At 70.3% G+C, this 14,967-nt stretch carries 16 protein-coding genes; 8 read left to right on the top strand and 8 right to left on the bottom strand.

Translation table 11 applies throughout. The annotated features are described in order from the left end of the window. Positions 1-35 precede the first annotated feature (35 nt). Positions 36-899 carry a hypothetical protein gene (locus ACFSC0_RS12555; protein ID WP_377283817.1) on the top strand — a complete coding sequence of 288 codons (864 nt, stop codon included), beginning with the start codon at positions 36-38 and terminating at the stop codon, positions 897-899. Here ACFSC0_RS12555 and ACFSC0_RS12550 read toward each other — a convergent pair. Further along, positions 896-1,252: a DUF1622 domain-containing protein gene (locus ACFSC0_RS12550; RefSeq protein WP_377283818.1), complete on the bottom strand. Its 357-nt coding sequence runs from the start codon at positions 1,250-1,252 to the stop codon at positions 896-898. The two genes, ACFSC0_RS12555 and ACFSC0_RS12550, sit on opposite strands and share 4 nt — an antisense overlap. A 19-nt stretch (positions 1,253-1,271) precedes the next feature. Further along, positions 1,272-1,973 (bottom strand): DUF3313 family protein, encoded by a 702-nt coding sequence (locus ACFSC0_RS12545; protein WP_377283819.1) that lies wholly within the window; start codon positions 1,971-1,973, stop codon positions 1,272-1,274. 348 nt (positions 1,974-2,321) lie between these two features. On the opposite strand from ACFSC0_RS12545, the gene ACFSC0_RS12540 reads away from it, so the two are divergent. The 3 genes from ACFSC0_RS12540 (at position 2,322) to ACFSC0_RS12530 (ending at position 4,427) form a co-directional block, all read left to right on the top strand. After that, positions 2,322-2,957 (top strand): response regulator, encoded by a 636-nt coding sequence (locus ACFSC0_RS12540; protein ID WP_377283820.1) that lies wholly within the window; start codon positions 2,322-2,324, stop codon positions 2,955-2,957. Between the two features lie 126 nt (positions 2,958-3,083). Next, positions 3,084-3,854 carry a DUF2092 domain-containing protein gene (locus ACFSC0_RS12535; RefSeq protein ID WP_377283821.1) on the top strand — a complete coding sequence of 257 codons (771 nt, stop codon included), beginning with the start codon at positions 3,084-3,086 and terminating at the stop codon, positions 3,852-3,854. A gap of 12 nt (positions 3,855-3,866) precedes the next feature. Continuing rightward, a complete protein-coding gene (locus tag ACFSC0_RS12530) occupies positions 3,867-4,427 on the top strand; it encodes a pentapeptide repeat-containing protein (protein WP_377283822.1) in 561 nt (186 codons plus the stop codon). A 67-nt stretch (positions 4,428-4,494) separates the two neighbouring features. Here ACFSC0_RS12530 and ACFSC0_RS12525 read toward each other — a convergent pair whose 3' ends face one another. The 5 genes from ACFSC0_RS12525 to ACFSC0_RS12505 all read right to left on the bottom strand — a co-directional run bounded on the left by ACFSC0_RS12525 (position 4,495) and on the right by ACFSC0_RS12505 (position 9,428). Then, positions 4,495-5,145: a hypothetical protein gene (locus ACFSC0_RS12525; protein ID WP_377283823.1), complete on the bottom strand. Its 651-nt coding sequence runs from the start codon at positions 5,143-5,145 to the stop codon at positions 4,495-4,497. A gap of 138 nt (positions 5,146-5,283) precedes the next feature. Next, positions 5,284-7,551: a PAS domain-containing sensor histidine kinase gene (locus tag ACFSC0_RS12520; RefSeq protein WP_377283824.1), complete on the bottom strand. Its 2,268-nt coding sequence runs from the start codon at positions 7,549-7,551 to the stop codon at positions 5,284-5,286. 216 nt (positions 7,552-7,767) lie between these two features. Next, positions 7,768-8,178: a hypothetical protein gene (locus ACFSC0_RS12515; RefSeq protein ID WP_377283825.1), complete on the bottom strand. Its 411-nt coding sequence runs from the start codon at positions 8,176-8,178 to the stop codon at positions 7,768-7,770. A gap of 111 nt (positions 8,179-8,289) precedes the next feature. Next, positions 8,290-8,823 carry a DUF4136 domain-containing protein gene (locus ACFSC0_RS12510; RefSeq protein WP_377283826.1) on the bottom strand — a complete coding sequence of 178 codons (534 nt, stop codon included), beginning with the start codon at positions 8,821-8,823 and terminating at the stop codon, positions 8,290-8,292. A gap of 107 nt (positions 8,824-8,930) precedes the next feature. Further along, entirely contained in the window at positions 8,931-9,428 is a 498-nt protein-coding gene (locus ACFSC0_RS12505) for a hypothetical protein (RefSeq protein WP_377283827.1), read from the bottom strand. A gap of 193 nt (positions 9,429-9,621) precedes the next feature. Between ACFSC0_RS12505 and ACFSC0_RS12500 the strand changes: the two genes are divergently transcribed. Together ACFSC0_RS12500 and ACFSC0_RS12495 are read left to right on the top strand one after the other, a co-directional pair. Beyond that, positions 9,622-10,377 carry a hypothetical protein gene (locus ACFSC0_RS12500; protein ID WP_377283828.1) on the top strand — a complete coding sequence of 252 codons (756 nt, stop codon included), beginning with the start codon at positions 9,622-9,624 and terminating at the stop codon, positions 10,375-10,377. Positions 10,378-10,384: 7 nt separating this feature from the next. Then, complete coding sequence (locus ACFSC0_RS12495; protein ID WP_377283829.1) at positions 10,385-11,215, top strand: bestrophin-like domain; 831 nt, start codon at positions 10,385-10,387, stop codon at positions 11,213-11,215. Between the two features lie 18 nt (positions 11,216-11,233). Here the strand turns inward: ACFSC0_RS12495 and ACFSC0_RS12490 are convergent, their stop codons facing one another. After that, positions 11,234-12,475, bottom strand: coding sequence for a patatin-like phospholipase family protein (locus ACFSC0_RS12490; RefSeq protein ID WP_377283830.1), 1,242 nt, complete (start codon positions 12,473-12,475; stop codon positions 11,234-11,236). Between the two features lie 395 nt (positions 12,476-12,870). Here ACFSC0_RS12490 and ACFSC0_RS12485 point away from each other — a divergent pair, with 395 nt between their 5' ends. Together ACFSC0_RS12485 and ACFSC0_RS12480 are read left to right on the top strand one after the other, a co-directional pair. Beyond that, on the top strand, positions 12,871-13,776 hold the full coding sequence (locus ACFSC0_RS12485; protein WP_377283831.1) for a formylglycine-generating enzyme family protein: 906 nt from the start codon (positions 12,871-12,873) through the stop codon (positions 13,774-13,776). 167 nt (positions 13,777-13,943) lie between these two features. Then, positions 13,944-14,741 (top strand): hypothetical protein, encoded by a 798-nt coding sequence (locus tag ACFSC0_RS12480; RefSeq protein WP_377283832.1) that lies wholly within the window; start codon positions 13,944-13,946, stop codon positions 14,739-14,741. Positions 14,742-14,967 lie beyond the last annotated feature (226 nt).

Below are 14,967 nucleotides of genomic sequence, written 5' to 3'. Positions count from 1 at the left end.
GGCGCTCGATTCCTCGACCGCGGAGACGGCGCCTCATGGAACTGCTTCAGAGCCTCATTCCGGTGATCATCGCCGCCAGCCTCGCCGGATTTGTCGCCAGGGTGGGGCTGGAGTCCACGCTGGACGACGTCCTCTACCTCGTGCGCCGCCCGCCGATGCTGCTGAAGGCCGTCGTGGCGGTGAACATGGTCGTGCCCCTCGCCGCCGTGGCGCTGATCGCCTTGTTCCCGCTGCCGGCGGTGGCCAAGGCGGGGATCCTGCTGATGGCCGTCTCCCCGGTGCCGCCGCTGGTTCCCGGCAAGGAGATGAAGCTGGGCGGCGCCAAGAACTACGCCTACAGCCTGTACGTCACCCTCATCCTGCTGGCGGTGGTGCTGGTGCCGGCGACGGTCGCCGCGCTCAGCGCCTTCTACGGCGTCCACGTGGCCCTCAGCCCGGCCGTGCTGGGCCGCAACGTGCTGCTCACCGTGCTGGTCCCATTGGTCCTGGGGATGCTCGTGCGCCATGGCGCGCCGGTTCTGGCCGAGCGGCTTGCGCCCTGGTTCGCGCGAATCTCCAGCCTGCTGCTGCTGGTGGCGCTGGTCCCGATCCTGATCAAGCTCTGGCCGGCGATGCTGGACCTGGTGGGCGACGGGGTGGTGCTGGCGATGGCGCTGGTCTCGCTTGTCGCCCTGGCCGGGGGCCACATCCTCGGCGGACCCGACCCGCACCATCGCTCGGCCCTGGCCGTGACGGCGGCGACGCGCCACCCCGGCATCGCCCTCATGATCGCCACCGCCAACTCGGCCGATCCGAAGGTGCCGGCGGCGATCATCGGCTTCGTGCTGGTGGGCCTGCTGGTCTCTCTGCCCTACCAGCGTTGGGTGAAGGGCCAGGCCGCGCCGGCCGCCGCCGTCTAGCCCGCCCGCGGCTGCGCCGCCTGCTCCGTCCGAGCGGCCTCCAGGTCGCGTTCTAGGAAGAAGTTCAGCGCCGTGCGGATGGCCGCGATGGCCGCCAGCCTGCCGATGTCTTCCCAGTTCGGCTCGATCGCCGTACGGGCGATGTCGGCGGCGAGGGCGAACTCCAGGGCCAGCAGGATGTTCGCGGCGAATCCCAGCCAGACCTCCTTCTTGACCTTCAGGTCGCCGAGCTCCCGCCAGTTCCACGCCAGCCTTGCCAGTGCGGCGATCGAGCCGAGCGCCACGATCAGCAGGCTGGCGAACTCGCAGCCGATGGCGACCGCCTCGGCGACGTCGTTGAGGATTGTCGGCAAGTCGGCCTCCCCGGGGTGGTCAGCGGTCGGCGGTCGTGATGGGCTCCGGCAGCGGCGGGCGCGCCTTCAGCTCGTTCAATCCCGCGACGCTTGACTCGGCCCAGCGCTTGAACAGCTGGCCGAAGTCGTGGCGATTGCTGAACTTCGTGCGCAACAGGGCGCCGCCGTCTCCGGCCGTCCGTCGGTCGACCGCCCGTCCGAGCAGCGCGCCGCTCTGCGAGTCCCTCGCCTCGAGCACCACCGTCGCAGCCCCCGCGTCCCGCGCGTAGACTCGCATCCCGGCGGTGTTGTTGACGTCCGGCGCGGTGACTCGCAGGTCGATCACCGCGGTGCGCACGCGCAGCACGTCCGGTCCGGGGCTCGTGACGACCTCGAAGCCCCCGTCGCTATAAGCCTTGCGGAAGGTTTCCTCGAACCCGGTGCGCGCTGCGGCGAGGAGCTTTTCGGCCTCGGCCTCGCTGATCCGGTTGGTGGGGTCGACGAGGTCGCGGTTGTAGTCCCGCAGCCAGTTCTTCTGGAACGCCACCTCGGTCGGGTCCAGCATCACCTTGGTGTAGGCGCTGAAGTCGGCGCCCGGCAGCAGGTACAACGCCGCGGCGCGCTTGGACTCCACGTGCGCCAGGCCGTCCCAACTGGCCGGCGCTTCGGCGGCGGGCGCCGGTGTGCTGAACGACATCGCCAGTGCAAGAGCCGAGGCCGTCGCGAGAGCCGTGGGGCGCATGGAATCACCTCCATTGATCTTCCAGGCGTGCGACGGTGGCGCCCGGGCGGTCGCCCGCACATCGGTAGAAACCCTCGCAAGCGGCGCCGGAGCGCTGGACCGCCCCGGCCCGTGCCGCCGCGCGACCGGCCGCGCGCCCGTTCGATGAGGGGCGCCTCTCAGGTGTTCACCTGATGTCACCTGAGCGCGCCGGCTCGATGCTGGCCGGCATGACCCTGCCCCGCGCCGGCCGAACGGTCCTCAATCTGAGAATGCGCTCGCCGGCGCTGCAACCAACAGAGGTTGGCGATCCCGCGCGCAGCGCGCACAGTGAAGCTGCCGCAGGGGCTCCCCCCCACAGGAGGCGAAATGCTCCGCGTTCTGATCGCTGATGATCACGAGATCGTTCGCAAGGGCGTGCGCGAAGTCATCGAGGCCCACCCCGGCTGGGAGGTCTGCGGCGAGGCCTCCGACGGCCAGGAGGCCCTCGACATGGCCCTGCGCGAAAAGCCCAACGTGATCGTGCTGGACGTCTCGCTGCCGACCCTGAACGGCGTGGCCCTCACCCGGCGGCTGAAGCGCGAGCTCCCTACCGCCAACGTGCTGCTCTTCACCATGCACGACGACGACGAGACGGTGAGCGGCGGCCTGGCGGCCGGCGCGCGCGGCTACATCCTGAAGACCGACAGCGGCCGACAGCTGGAGGCGGCGATCTCGGCGCTGGGCGCCAATCGGCCCTACTTCTCGGCCTTCGTCTCGGAGCTGTTGCTCGACGCGGCGCTGAACGAGCGCAAGCGCTCGCGGCTGGAGAGCTTCACCGTGCGCGAGCTCGAGGTCGCCCAGCTGATCTCCGAGGGCAAGTCGAACAAGCAGATCGCCCGGCTGCTCGGCATCAGCATCAAGACGGTCGAGAGCCATCGGGCCGGGGCGATGCGCAAGGCGGGCGTTCGCAGCGCCGCCGAGTTCGTGCGGTTCGCGATCAAGCACAACCTGATCCAGCCGTAGGCGCCGCCCCCGCCGCCCCCCGGTCGTTGGGGCGCAGTCCCGGCCGGGCCTGGGGTTTCTACCCATAGGAGCGATCCGACCCTGGTGAGAGGCTGCGGGCCTCGATCCAGCGAAGGACCTAGACACATGCGCCCCGTAAGCCTGGCCCTCATTGCGTGCCTGGGAGCGGGTCTGGCCGGCGATCTCGCCGCGCAGACCCGACCCGACAGCACCCGCGCCGAAGTCGCGCCCGCCGTCGAACCCGAAGCCCTTCAGGCCCTGCAGCGGATGAGCGCCTACCTCGGCACGTTCTCGAACTTCACGGTCGAGATCGACGCCGACATCGACGTGGTCATGGACGACGGCGAGCGCGTGCAGCTCGACGAGCAGGTGGTCTACAAGGTGCGCCGGCCGACCGGCATGGTGGTCCAGACCTCCAGCCCCAGGCGCGAGCGCCACGTCATCTATGACGGCAAGCAGCTGACGGTCTACGCGCCGCGGCAGGGCTACTACGCCACCGTCGATGCGCCGCCGACGATCCGCGAGACCCTCGACGCGGTCGCCGACCAGTACGGCATCACCCTGCCGCTCGTGGACCTGCTGCGCTGGAGCGAGCCGGACAGCTACCGGCCGTCGATGCTGAAGGCCGGCTATCATGTGGGCCCGGCGATCGTCGAAGGCGTGGAGACCGACCACTACGCCTTCCGGGAAGGCGATCTCGACTGGCAGATCTGGATCGAGAAGGGCGACAAGCCTGTGCCCCGCAAGGTGGTCATCGTCGACAACATCGACGAGGCGCGCCCGGCCTACGTGGGTCGGCTGACCTGGAACGCCGCCCCTCAGTTCACCGCCCAGGACTTCGCCTTCAAGCCCGGCAAGGACGCCAAGGCGATCGTGCTGGTCACCTTCGAGCCCTGAGGAGGACGCCCGATGTCCAAGACTTCCCTGCTCCTGGCCCGCGCGGCCGTCCTGTCCCTCGGCGTCGCCGCGATGAGCGTGCCGGCCCTCGCCGAGGCCCGCGGCGGCGGCGGGATGCGCGCCTCGGCGCCCACCAGCATCAGCGGCGCCGGCCGAGCGAATGCGGGCGCCGTCAACCGCGGAAACGTCAACCGAGGCGCCGTGAACACCGGCAACGTCAACCGCGGGAACGTGAACACCGGCAACGTCAACCGCGGCAACGTGAACACGGGCAACATCAACCGCGGCAACATCAACGTCGGCAACGACGTGAACATCAACGTCGACCGCAGCTACAACAACGGCTGGCACGACTGGGACGACCGCTACTACCCGGTCGCCCGAGGCGTCGCCTTCGGAACGGCCGCCGCGGTCAGCGCCGCCGCCGTCGGATCGATGATCTACAGCCTGCCGCCGGCGTGTGTCGCCACGCCCTACCGCGGCTATACCTACTACAGCTGCAACGGGGTCTGGTATCAGCCCAGGTATCAGGGAACGACCGTCACCTACGTCGTCGTGACCAAGCCGTACTGACACGCCGATCGGCCAGATCCAGGCGCTCCCGTCCGATGGCGGGAGCGCCTTTGTCTTTGCGCCGGCCTCAGCCGCCCTGGTTCATGATGGTGATCATCGGCAGGGTGAACACCCGGATCGCGCCCAGGGCGCAGGCCAGTATGGCCATGAACAACAGCGTCACCCGCACCCTGCGCCGGCGGAACACCTGGGCGATGCCGGCGAAGAACAGCGACAGGGACAGGATCGTGCCGCCCTGGGCGAAGGCGTCGGAAACGTGGTTGGCCCGCTGCCCCTCCTCGAAGACCTCGGCGGCCTTCCTGTCCAGTTCGGCGGCGAGGGCCGGACCGGCAGGACGGTAGCTGGGCGTCAGGAACGGCGTCAGCGGGGCGGCCGGGTTGGTCAGCGGCTCCTGGTTGATCCAGTCGTTGAACGCGTGCTGGAGGTCGGGCGGGAACCGCCGGGCATAGAAGTCGGCGAGCCGGGTGTCGCCGGTCGCGCGGGCGTTGAGCCAGGCGCTGAACACCGCGGCTTCGGCCGCCTTCATGGTGTCGGCGTGATCGGCCGCCCGGTTGCTCTCCGTGCGCAGGCTGTTCGATCGGCTGTAGGCCGTCGCCTGCTGGCCCTCCCACAGGGATCCCTGGTAGCTGCCGATCGCCGCGATCACGCCGGTGATGGCGATCACCACCGCGTTGGCGATCTCGGTGGCGTCGTTGTTCCGGACCGGCTCGTCGGCCATCTCGCCAGCTCCTCTGGATTTGGGCCGCTGCAGGCGCAGAGGCAGGTGTCCCGAGGAGGCTAGCGGCTCAACATCGCAGCTTGGCCTAGGGCATACCCTGAAGAGCGGCCGCCGCCAGCCCCTAGAGCGCGGACAGGCCTAGGCCTTCTCGAGCGGGGGCTGCGGGCCGATCATCGGGCGCACGCCCGCGCCCGATCCGCGGCGGGCGAGCGGAACGCGGCGCGGCGCCCGCTCCGGCCATGCCGGGCGTAGCGGGATGCGGGCCTCCAGGCGGGTGCCCGCGCTGTCGCCGACAATGGTCAGCGCGCCGCCCAGTTGCTCCACGCGGGCCTTCATGCCGGGGATCCCCACGCCCAGCCGCACGTCGCCGTTCGCCCCGAGGTCCAGCCGTCCGATGCCGCACCCGTCGTCGGCGACCGAGAGGGAGAGCATGAACGCCCGGCGCGAGAGCTCGATCTGCACCCCCTGCGCCTTGGCGTGCCGGTGGACGTTGGACAGGGACTCCTGGACCACGCGGTAGATCGTCCGCTGAACGTCGGCGGCCAGGTCGTCGAGCCGCCCTTCGAGGCGGACGACCGTGTGCAGCCCGCTGCGGCGCCCGACGCCCTCGACGAAGGCGCGGATGGCCGGCCCCAGCCCGTCTCGATTGAGGTTCGGCGGGTTCAGCAGATAGGAGAGCAGGCGGACTTCCTTGAGCGCCTCGTCGACCGAGCCCTCCATGTCCTCCAGCACCAGGTCGAAGCCTCGCGCGCTGACGAAGGAGCGCCGCAGCCGGGCGACGCCGAGGCTGAGCGCCACGAGGTGCTGACTGGTCGAGTCATGCAGCTCCACCGCGATGCGCTGCCTCTCGTCCTCCTGCGCCGACAGCAGCCGTCGCGTCGCCTCGCGCAGCGCCGCCTGCGCTTCGCAGATTTCGGTGAGGTCTTCGCGCGCGGCCACCAGGTAGACGTCGGCGCCCCGCACGAACCGATGCATCCGCAGCTGACGCCAGCGCATCCCGCCGGCGACCGTCGGCGGCATCGACAGCAGGAAGGTGTCGTCCTTGCCGGTGGCCAGGTTCTGAAGGGCCCGCGAAACCGCCGCCTCGTCGAACTCGATCATCGCCTCGCGGCAGACGTCGACGTAGCGCTGGCCGACGCCGTCGGCGGGCCAGCGGCCGCCCCGGTCGGCGATCATCCGGCGCCAGGCGGTGTTCACCTCGACGATGCGGCCGCTCTGGTCGAGGAGTGCGATCTCGGCCGGCATCGCATCGAGCGAGCCCTGAAGGAGCCCCCTCGCCTCCTCCACCCGCGCCTGGGTCTCACGCCGTTCGGTGATGTCGCGGAAGAACACGCTGGCGCCGCCATCCGACGGGTAGACATGCAGCTCGATCCATCGGCCGGGACGGAAGGCGGATGAGCACTCGACGTGCGAGGCGACCCGTTCGTTCAGCGCCAGCTCGATGGCCCTGGCCAGCTCCTGCCGCGGCCGGATCCAGGTGCGCACATCGACGCCGACGAGCTGTTCGGCCCGGCGGTTCATCCACGCCAGCGCCGCCGTGTTGACGCCGGTCATCCGCCAGTCGTTGTCGACCGTGTAGTAGCCGTCGCTGATGCTCGAAAGGACCTGGGTCAGACGGGCGTTCAGGGCGCTGACCTCTTCGGCGGCCTGCTTGACCGCCTGGATGTCCGTCGCAACGCCGAACCAGCGCCGCCCGCCGAGGGTTTGAACCATCTCGGCGCGGACCAGGAACCACCGGTAGCCGCCGTCCCGCGCCCGGACGCGGACCTCGGCCTGCAGCAGCTCTCCGCCCGCGTCGCGGACCAGGGCCTTGAACCGGCCAAGGTCGTCGGGGTGAACCGTTGCCAGGCACTCCGCCGGGGAGGTGGATTCGGGCAGGCCCGAATACTCGAAGAACCTCGAGTTCAGGTAGTCAGGCCCAGAGTACGGCGGGGCGCTGAACAGGATGTCGGGCACCATGTCGGTGATGGCCCGAAGCCGCGCCTCGCTCTCGGCGAGGGCCGCCTGCGCCTCGTGGCGCTCGGTGACGTCGCGGGCGCTGCCCAGCAGGAGATGGACGACCCCGTTGTCGTCGCGCAACGGGGCCAGGCTCGTCTCGAAGCGCCTGCGCCCTGCCGGCAGATCGAGCGTTTCCTCGTAAGAGATCGGATGGCCCAGGGCGACGCAGGTCCGGTAGCGCGCGGTGACCTCATCGGCGCGATCCTGCGGCAGCACCTCGTGAGGGGTGCGTCCGGCGATCTCCAGATTTTTCAATCCGGTGCGCCGCTCGTCCGCCGGATTGACGCTATCGAATACGAACCCACCCTCGGACGTCACTCGAACCGTGAACAGACATTCCTGCGCATCCCGCCAATAGGCGCCGTACATCCGCCCCACCGATACTTCGCTGCTGCCAGACCCGTCCATCTGCAGCCCTTCACCTCAACGCCCCCACCCACGGGATTACCTCCCGAATATTTTCTCAAATGAGATACCCGGGCGCCCGGCATTGCAACTCAGGTGAATACCTGATGCTCGCCCTCAGGGTGTGGCAAGGAAACACTCCCGCGTCGCGCTAGCGACGGCCTGTCGGAGGGCCCGCAGTCTTGTGGGATTCCGCCTCGCTCCCCATTCGCCGGGAGATCAGGGCCGCCGTTGCGCGGCGGGATCGGGAACGGGGCGACAGGTCCCTTCGGTCTGCCGGAAGCCCGTGGCGCCGATCACGCGCCAGTAGCCGGCGCCGCTCACCGCATCGACGCCGATGGTGTAGGCCACGCTGGCCGTGCTGATGGTCCCTTCCGTCTTGCCGGGTTCGGTGACGCAGGCGGCGACGTCGCACAGGTTCGGGCCGAAATCCCCGTAGATCCCGGACCATTCTTCGAGCCGTCCCGGACCGATGCGGAACACCCGCTGCTTTGTGGCGAGGGGCCCGGCGGCGCCGGGCGCGGACGTGATGGTGTCGGGCACATCGCAGGCCAGCACCCTCGGCTGCGGGGCCGTGGCGGCGCCCGCCTGCAGGGCCGCTAGGGCGATGAGAAAGGCGACAGAGGCCATCGGCGCAGATCCTCCACAATCCTGGCGAGGCTGGTCCTGCGACGCGCCCGCCTCCATCAGGTGAAACCCGGCCCGGGAAAACCTCGACTCCCGGATCGGGGCGGCGGCGGCCTACTTCGCCGCGGCCGGCAGCGGCTTCAGCGCCCCGCCCACCGCCTTGTCGATGAGCCTGCGGTCGGCGCCCGAGGGGGGCAGCTCCTCCACGGCCGTGCTCCGCCAGACCGGCTGCTTGGTGGCGGCGTCGAACAGGTCGATGGCCAGCGTGCCGTCGGTCACCGCACGTCCCTGATCAGGCCCCGTGGCCGGCGTCACCCCCAGGCGGGTGTAGATGTCGCCGCCATAGGCGCCCCAGTCGGTCTTCTCGATCCGATCGCGGCGGCCGAGCCAGAACGCCACGGCCATGTCGCCGCTCGCGGACTCGACGTAGCCCTTCTTCGCCAGCGCCCGCCCGATGCTCGCCTTCACCGCCTCGTACACTCCGGGCTGCAGGCCGGCGGGCGGCTCCTGGAACACCCACGAATAGGTCCTGTAGCCCTTGAAGTCCGGGCTCTTCTCGGCGGTGACGGCCGGAGCGGCGGACGCGTGGCCGAACGGCGCGGTTGCGGCGATCGCCAGCGCCGCCAGGCAGGACAGGACGGGTCTCATCTTGAAGGCTCCCACGGGACGATCAGGCAGGGAGGCTGGCGCCGACGGGCCGCGGGAGGCATCAGGGAAAACGCTGACGTCGGGGGCGCGATAGGCCCCAGGGCCGGTCAGCAGCGTCCGGTCACGACATCCCGGCGGGTCGCCATCACCCAGCGCCAGCCGTTCCAGACCCACCGGCCCCTCGTGACGGCGTAGGTCGCCTGGCAAGCGTAGTAGTCGTAGCCGGGCCTCGCGACAGGCGCGATGGGCTGCACCGGATAGACCGGCCGCGCCGGAACGGCGGCGTAGTCGGCGTTGGAGCCGTAATAGCCCGCCGCCGGCGGGTAGTAGTAACCCGGCCTCGGTGGGTAGTAGCCGGGGCGGTAGTCGAGGCCATAGCCGGGTTGGTAGTTGGCGCCGTAGCCGGTCAGGTCGCGCCGGTCCCACCGGTTCTCCCGCCGGTCCCAGCGGTCCTCGTAGCGGTCGGCCGGGCCGAGATCGGTCTGGCGGTCGAGGTACCCCTCGCGCCGGTCCCAGCGGTTCTCGTAGCGGTCCAACGGCTGGCCCAGCGCAGTCTGAGGCGCCAGCAGCGCGCCGGCCAAGAGCGCGGTCCGGATGATCTTCATCGCGACGGCCTCCACAGTCCTGGCCGCCACCCTACGCCCGCGCAGAGAGGCCCCGATATCGGGTGATCGCCGGAGGCCGCCCCCGCCGCCCGCGCCTCCCCCGAAAGACCGGAGCGACGAACCAGGGTTTGCCCCGATGCCGGCCGCGCGCCGCCCCCCCTAGCCTTTCGTCGACCTCAACGGAGACCTGCAGATGGGAATGCGCATCCAGGCGGCGGCGGCCGCGATTCTGACCGCGGTGCTGGCTTCGCCCGCCCTGGCCCAGGACGACGGAGGCTGGGACGTCAGCGTCACGCCCTATCTCTGGCTTCCGACGATCAGCGGCAGCGGCCAGACCGGCCGCGGCACGCCGATCGACGTCAAAACCGACTTCGAGGACGTGTTCGACAGCCTGTCGGGCGCCTTCGTCGGCAAGGCCGAGGCGCGTTACGACCGGATCGGCGGCCTGGTCGATCTCCAGTACGTGAAGGTCTCCGGCGACAACCAACTGGTGATCAACAACGTGCCGCGGCTCTCCTCCGAGGTGGAAGTCGAGACCATGGGCGCCACCGCGGCCCTCTACTACCGCGCCTACGCCAGCGAGACGGTCACCTTCGACGTGCTCGCGGGGGTCCGGTACAATTCCGTGGACGTCGAGTTCGACATCGCCCGCATCGGCTTCCCGGGCGTCTCCCGGGACATCTCGGTGGACCTCTGGGATCCGATCATCGGGGCGCGGGCGACGGCGCACGTGGCCGAGCGGTGGTCGCTGACCGGCTATGGCGACGTCGGCGGCGGCGGCGACTCCGACGCGGTCTGGCAGGTCCTCGGCACAGTGAACTACCACGCCTCGGAGAACTGGCTCCTGCACGGCGGCTATCGCTACTACGCCGTCGACGTCAGCGAGCGGGGCCACGAACTCGAGCTGCGCATGCACGGCCCCATCTTCGCGGCCACCTACCGCTTCTGAGGCAGCGATGTCGGCCGTGTACTGGTTGCAGAGCGCGCCGCTCCTGCTGGTCGGGGCGGCCTTCCTCGGCCTGCTGCTGCTCGCGCAGCAGGCCGGCTTCGCCGCGCGGAGGCTGCGCAGCCGCGGGCAGGAGCAGGGCCAGCCCGACGGCATCGGCTATCTGATCTCCGCCGCCCTGGCGCTGCTTGGCCTGCTGATGGCCTTCACCTTCGCCGCCTCGAACGACCGCTACAACACGCGGCGGCGGTTGGTGGGCGAAGAGGCCAATGCGATCATGACCGCCTATCAACGAGCCCAGTTGCTGGACCCGGCGGTCAGCCGGCCCATCAACCAGGCGATGCTCGGCTACCTCGACGCCCGGCAGATCTACGACGGCGCCGGCGATATTCCCGAGCGCCTCGCGCTGGCCGACAGGCAGACCCACGAGGCGCAGGTCCAGGTCTGGTCGCAGGTCTCGAATGCGGTGCGGACCACCCAGAGCCCGGTGCACAATTCGCTCATCGCGGCGACCAACACGATGTTCGAGAAGGCGGCCGAGCGCCGGGCGGCGCACGATGCGCGGGTGCCGATTTCGGTGCTCCGCTCGCTGGTCCTCTACAGCCTGGTGGTGTCTGCGATCATCGGCTACGCGCTGGGCGCCGGCGTGCGCCACACGGTCGTCTCGGTGACCCTCTTCAGCCTGCTGGCCATTTCGTTGACGCTGGTCCTGGATCTGGATCGTCCCGGCGGCGGCCGCGTGACGGTCAGCCAGACGCCGATGGAGCGGACCATCACACGGATCCGCACGCTGGAGGCGGCGCGCCCGCCGCCATCCGCCGAGGCGCCCCCGGCGCCGTAGCGGCCGGACGGCCGACGCTCACCGGGCCTGCAGCCGTTCGGCGACCGGCGGGGCGGCGACGTCTCGCCCGTAGCCCGGCGGGACCTTCTCCCAGGGGTACCCGGCGCGGGCGAGCTGGCGTCCGCGCTCGAACAGCGGCCTCATGTAGGCGCTGTCGAAGTCCGACGTCTTGGGAACCGAGAAATCGCTCGGGATGTAGGCCAGGTTGTAGTCGAGGCCGTCGCGGATCGAGGTCAGGTAGATGCGGTCGAGATCGCCGAAGCCCTGGTTCTGGATCAGCGCCGAGACCGAGCGGTTGACGATGCTCAGGGTGCGCCGGTCGACGCTGGCCCAGTCGGCGTCGAGCCGCGAGTTGCGGATGATGTAGACGCTGCGCGCCCGCTCCGCGCCGAACCGCCTGGTCATCTCGCCCAGGTGGACGCGCTGCGGATACATGAAGACCTGACGGGTCGCGCCGCCGTCGACGTGCATCTCCTGGTGGGGGACTCCGTCGATCGTCACGTCGATCATCACCGGCGGGAAGGCGCCGGGGATGGCCGCCGAGGCCAGCGTCACCTTTCGGAACAGCTCCAGCGCGCGCGGATCCTTGCTGGCGGCGATGGCGCCCATGTTCCAGTAGATCGCCTCGCGGGCGTCCAGGTTGGTGGTGCCGACGAACAGCAGCCGGCCCTTGGCGTACTCGGCGGCGATCTCGTCCAGCAGCTCCCGGGTGACGAAACTGTCGATCAGCCTGGCCATCGGCGCGGTGTCGGCCATGGCGTCGCTGAACAGCGCCGCGGTGAAGTGGCGGCGCTTGAAGATGTCGGCGTCGGAGGTCTCGGTGTAGGCCTGCTTGAGCACGTGGTCGTACCTGGGGCCCAGGAAGGCGAACGGGGCGATCAGGGCGCCGGTGCTGACGCCGGTCACCATCTTGAACTCCGGCCGGGTCCCCGCCTCGCTCCAACCGAACAGCAGGCCGGCCCCGAACGCCCCGTCGCCGCCGCCGCCGGAAATGCTGAGCGCCGCGATCGGCGGCAGCGGGCCGGACTGGGCGGTGCTCGCTCGCCAGGCCTTCTCCCGCTCGAAGGAGGCGAGGAACTCCTGCTCGTATGGGTGCGGATCGCGATCCGGGAAATAGCGGGCGTTCGCCACCGGAAGCTCGGCGCGCACCGTCAGGGCGCTGGGCACCGCCGCCAGGCGCTTGGGCGTCGCGCAGGCCGTCACGTGCAGCTGCGCCCCGGCCGCCAGGATCGCCAGCCCGAGCCGGACCGTGCGACGCACCCCCTGGTTCGATCCTCGCCGTGACATGGGTCCTACTCGCATCCGCCGTGAAGTCATGACCCGAGCAGACTTACGGGGCCGTCGCGGCCTTCCCATCAGGGAGAACCCCGAGGCGGGCCCTGGGCCATTCTTCACCCCGGCGTGGACGTGGGCGTCACGCCGCAGCACGGGCGCGGACTTCCGCGCAGCCTGAGCTGATGGCTCAGCGCGGCGCCTCGGCGCTCGCATTCCGGGACGCCGAGCGCCCTTCCAACACGCCGAACGGCCTGGGGTCCTCACCCGATGGTCGGTCCGCCTGGCCCGTGCTCGTCTGATGAGGCCAAACAAGCGAGACGCCGATGGGACAGCTCCTGCGGACACGCGAACGTTCGAAGGCGAAGAGCGACCCGAAGGGTATGGTCTGGATCCCCGGGGGCCGGTTCCGCATGGGGTCGGACGTCGGATACCCGGAGGAAGCCCCCTCGCGTCCGGTGGAGGTTGCGGGCTTCTGGATCGACGCCACGCCGGTGACCAACCGCCAGTTCGCCCGTTTCGTGCGGGAGACGGGCTGGGTGACCTGGGCCGAACTGGCGCCGCTGGCGGAAGACTACCCCGGGGCGGCGCCGGAGATGCTGCAGCCGGGCTCGCTGGTCTTCTTCCCGACCGAGGGTCCCGTGCCGCTGCAGGACATCACCGCCTGGTGGCGCTGGACGCCCGGCGCGGACTGGCGCCATCCCACCGGTCCAGGCAGCGACCTGGCCGGCCTCGACCACCACCCTGTCGTGCACCTGGCCTGGCAGGACGTGGAAGCCTACGCGGCCTGGGCCGGCAAGGATCTCCCCACCGAGGCGGAGTGGGAGTTCGCCGCCCGCGGGGGCCTCGACGGCGCCGAGTTCGCCTGGGGAGACGAACTCGAACCCCACGGCCGGCCGATGGCCAACACCTGGCAGGGCGCCTTTCCCTACCAGAGCCGCAAGCCCGGCGGCGCCTTCCGGACGACCCCGGTCCGGAGCTTCCCGCCCAACGGCTATGGCCTGTCGGACATGATCGGCAACGTCTGGGAATGGACCCGCGACTGGTGGGCGGCGCATCCCGCGGCGACGAGCGGCTGCTGCGCGCCGCAGAACCCGGTCGGCGGGCCCCGGGAAGGCAGCATCGACCCCTGTCAGCCCGACCTGGCGATCGCCCGCAAGGTGCTGAAGGGCGGATCGCACCTTTGCGCCCCGTCCTATTGCCGACGGTACCGTCCCGCGGCGCGCCACGCACAGCCCATCGACACCTCGACCTCCCACGTGGGGTTCCGGTGCGTGGTTCGTAGCTAGGCGACAGGGGCTCCGAGCGGGCGCTTGCCCGGCGGCCCCCACGAGCGATCGCCGCCCCGCAGCGATGGTGGCTGAGGTCGATGGGCGCCCGCGCCTCGGGTTTTGCCCGAATGCCCGCCTCATGCGCCGTCGCGACACTTCGCGAACCACAACCGGGAGGTGCGAACGTGACCCTGTCCAACATCGTCCGGCGGGCCGCCGCCGTTGCGCTCGGCCTCGCGACGCCGCTTGGCGCGCAGGCGCAGGAGAGCGATGCGGCGCTGGCCAGCAAGCTTTCCAACCCGGTCGCCAGCCTCACAAGCGTGCCGTTCCAGCTGAACCATGACTGCTGCTTCGGCCCTGACGAGGGGGCCCGCCAGACGCTCAACATCCAGCCGGTCATCCCGTTCGCCGTCTCCGACGACTGGAACCTGATCGTCCGCACCATCATCCCGGTGATCCACCAGGAGCGGACCTCGGCGAACAACGGCGAGGCCACCGGCCTCGGCGACGTGACCCAGAGCTTCTTCTTCTCACCCAGCAGCTCGGGAGGCCTGACCTGGGCCGTCGGCCCCGTGCTGCTCTACCCGACCGGTTCGTCTGACTTCAGCGCGCGGAAGTGGGGCGCCGGCCCGTCCGCACTGGTGCTGAAGCAGAACAAGGGCTGGACCTATGGCGTGCTCGCCAATCACATCTGGTCCGTGGCCGGCGACGAGGACCGCAACGACGTCGACCTCACCTTTGTCCAGCCCTTCATGAGCTGGACCAGCCCCCGGGCGACCACCGTGGGGATCAACACCGAGGCGACCTACAACTGGCGCACCCGCTCCTGGACAGCCCCGGTGAACCTGACCGTCAGCCAGCTCTACAAGTTCGGCTCGCAGCGGGTCTCGCTTGGCGGCGGGGTCAAGATCTACGCGGCGCGCGACGGCTCCGGCCCGGCGTGGGGCGCCCGGGTGACGACGACTCTTCTGTTCCCGCGGTGACGTCCAGCGTCCCCGGACGGCCGTTCAGCCGCCGCCCGCCGGCGGCGTCAGCCCTCTGAAGCCGCACGCTGCGGGTTTCGCCCGATGACCCCAGCTTCGGGTTTCGGCGAGGTTCACTGAGCCGGCGGGCTGACGCGCCCAACTTCCAGTAACTATGGGCTCGGCCACGACCCAACCTGGCCCGCCGGCGCTCCGTTCTGCGGCCGCGACGCAGACAAGGGCGCCT

The sequence above is a fragment of the Phenylobacterium terrae genome (assembly GCF_042681205.1).
In the GTDB taxonomy this organism is placed as follows: Bacteria; Pseudomonadota; Alphaproteobacteria; order Caulobacterales; family Caulobacteraceae; genus Phenylobacterium; species Phenylobacterium terrae.
Note: the sequence above shows the minus strand (reverse complement) of the source record. Positions and strands in the feature narration are given on the sequence as shown.

Coding starts and splice junctions, on each gene's coding strand:
- ACFSC0_RS12555 (WP_377283817.1), top strand. CDS start 36: ATGGAACTGCTTCAGAGCCTCATTCCGGTGATCATCGCCGCCAGCCTC.
- ACFSC0_RS12545 (WP_377283819.1), bottom strand. CDS start 1,973: ATGCGCCCCACGGCTCTCGCGACGGCCTCGGCTCTTGCACTGGCGATG.
- ACFSC0_RS12540 (WP_377283820.1), top strand. CDS start 2,322: ATGCTCCGCGTTCTGATCGCTGATGATCACGAGATCGTTCGCAAGGGC.
- ACFSC0_RS12535 (WP_377283821.1), top strand. CDS start 3,084: ATGCGCCCCGTAAGCCTGGCCCTCATTGCGTGCCTGGGAGCGGGTCTG.
- ACFSC0_RS12530 (WP_377283822.1), top strand. CDS start 3,867: ATGTCCAAGACTTCCCTGCTCCTGGCCCGCGCGGCCGTCCTGTCCCTC.
- ACFSC0_RS12525 (WP_377283823.1), bottom strand. CDS start 5,145: ATGGCCGACGAGCCGGTCCGGAACAACGACGCCACCGAGATCGCCAAC.
- ACFSC0_RS12520 (WP_377283824.1), bottom strand. CDS start 7,551: ATGGACGGGTCTGGCAGCAGCGAAGTATCGGTGGGGCGGATGTACGGC.
- ACFSC0_RS12515 (WP_377283825.1), bottom strand. CDS start 8,178: ATGGCCTCTGTCGCCTTTCTCATCGCCCTAGCGGCCCTGCAGGCGGGC.
- ACFSC0_RS12510 (WP_377283826.1), bottom strand. CDS start 8,823: ATGAGACCCGTCCTGTCCTGCCTGGCGGCGCTGGCGATCGCCGCAACC.
- ACFSC0_RS12505 (WP_377283827.1), bottom strand. CDS start 9,428: ATGAAGATCATCCGGACCGCGCTCTTGGCCGGCGCGCTGCTGGCGCCT.
- ACFSC0_RS12500 (WP_377283828.1), top strand. CDS start 9,622: ATGGGAATGCGCATCCAGGCGGCGGCGGCCGCGATTCTGACCGCGGTG.
- ACFSC0_RS12495 (WP_377283829.1), top strand. CDS start 10,385: ATGTCGGCCGTGTACTGGTTGCAGAGCGCGCCGCTCCTGCTGGTCGGG.
- ACFSC0_RS12485 (WP_377283831.1), top strand. CDS start 12,871: ATGGTCTGGATCCCCGGGGGCCGGTTCCGCATGGGGTCGGACGTCGGA.